Here is a 1,919-nt window from a genome sequence, read left to right as displayed (position 1 = left end):
ATACAGTGTGCGCCGGGAGACCGGTAGAGATCAAGGGGTGAAAGTCCCCGACCATTGAAGGACCAGCAATCCACAAGGTCCCCGAGTCATGCGTTGCATACCGCGAGGTATGGGGCGAAGCGTTGACAGGGGTGTTGACAGGCCAGCCATTGAGCCACGAAATGTATATTAAATTACCGGGTGCCGACGTTGTACTGTTAACGGAAGGCAACATCATAGGGTGCGATACTGCGAGTGCCACATGGACCCGGCGGGGTCTGAGACCCTGGCATGTCAATACGATCTCTACGCGGGAACCGGGAGATCTCCCCTCTGACCATCTGCCAGTGTCGGAGATGGCCCGCACCGGGAAGACGAGGAGTCATAGCCGGTGATGTACGGAGAGGAGAAGTCGGACTCGCTCATAGTAGCGGCGAAGCAGGCGAACAACCCGAAAGGAGCGGAGTCAGTGGAGCGAAGGAGCGGGGCCAAGGGGAACGCGGAACAGCCACACATGCGCCGGACACAGAGCCGGGAAAGCATGTCACAGAGGCTGTCACGCGTGCGGGAAGCTGCGAAGCAGCGGAAGAAAGAACGGTTTACAGCATTGTTCCACCTGCTGACAGTCGAAGCACTGGAAGCCGCATTCCTCTCCCTGAGCAGGAAAGCGGCCGCGGGAGTGGATGGCATCAGGTGGATGGACTACGCCGGAAACATGAAGAACAACATAACAGATCTGCACCGGAGGCTACATCAGGGCAGCTACAGGGCGCAGCCCGGCAGGCGTCACTACATCCCAAAAGCGGATGGAAAACAACGCCCGCTCGGCATCGCCTCGCTGGAGGACAAGATCGTCCAGTATGCGCTGGTGAAAATCCTGAACGCAGTCTATGAAAACGACTTTATGGGGTTCTCATACGGGTTCAGACCCGGGCGAAACCAGCACGATGCACTGGACGCACTGGCCACAGGGCTGGTACGCACTAACGTAAACTGGGTACTGGATGCCGACATCAGTCAGTTCTTCGACAGGGTGAGCCACGAATGGCTGATCAGGTTCACAGAGCATCGGATCGGCGACCGGAGGGTAATCAGGCTCATACGTAAGTGGCTCACAGCCGGGACGTCGGAGGAGGGTCAATGGCGAGCAACGGAGGAAGGCACCCCACAGGGTGCGGTCATCTCACCGCTGCTGGCAAACATATACCTCCACTACGTCTTCGATCTGTGGGCGCATCAGTGGCGACGTCGCTATGCCACAGGCAATGTGGTAATGGTCAGATACGCCGATGACATCGTCATCGGGTTCGACAAACGATACGATGCCCGGCGCTTCCGTATAGCCATGCAGCGCAGACTGAGGAAGTTCGGACTCACGGTTCACCCGGAGAAAACCCGTCTGATGGAGTTCGGCCGCTTCGCTGCCGAAAACCGTGCCATCAGGGGAAAAGGCAAACCAGAAACGTTCAACTTCCTCGGGTTCACGCACATCAGCGGGAAAGATCGCAACGGCAGGTTCATGCTGATACGAAAGACCCGCCGGGATCGGATGACGGCAACTCTGAAAGCCATCAAAGACGGTCTGCGAAGGCGCTGGCATTACTCAATCCCCGAACAGGGAAAATGGCTCAGGAGAGTGGTTCAGGGATACCTGAACTATCACTCGGTACCGGGCAACTTCCCCACCATGCAGAAGTTCAGGACACACGTAACAAACCTCTGGCGCCGGGCGCTCAGGCGCAGGAGCCAGAAGGATGATACGACCTGGACGAAAGCAAACAAACTGGCAGCCGCATGGCTACCAAGGGTTCGGGTTCTTCATCCATGGCCTGTGGAGCGGTTCACCGCCAGACACCCGAGGCAGGAGCCCGGTGCGTAAATCGCGCACGCCGGGATCTGTGCGGGGGGTATCCGGTAACGGGTATCCCTACCGCGACATA

The 1,919-nt window shown here is 58.1% G+C and carries 1 protein-coding gene; it reads left to right on the top strand.

Annotated features, from left to right (window positions below; all coding sequences use genetic code 11):
- Positions 1 to 370 precede the first annotated feature (370 nt).
- Entirely contained in the window at positions 371 to 1,858 is a 1,488-nt protein-coding gene (ltrA, locus tag F0Q32_RS25860) for a group II intron reverse transcriptase/maturase (protein WP_162720562.1), read from the top strand.
- Positions 1,859 to 1,919 lie beyond the last annotated feature (61 nt).

Source organism: Pseudocitrobacter sp. 73, from assembly GCF_008369545.1.
GTDB lineage: Bacteria > Pseudomonadota > Gammaproteobacteria > Enterobacterales > Enterobacteriaceae > Pseudocitrobacter > Pseudocitrobacter vendiensis.
Note: the sequence above shows the minus strand (reverse complement) of the source record. Positions and strands in the feature narration are given on the sequence as shown.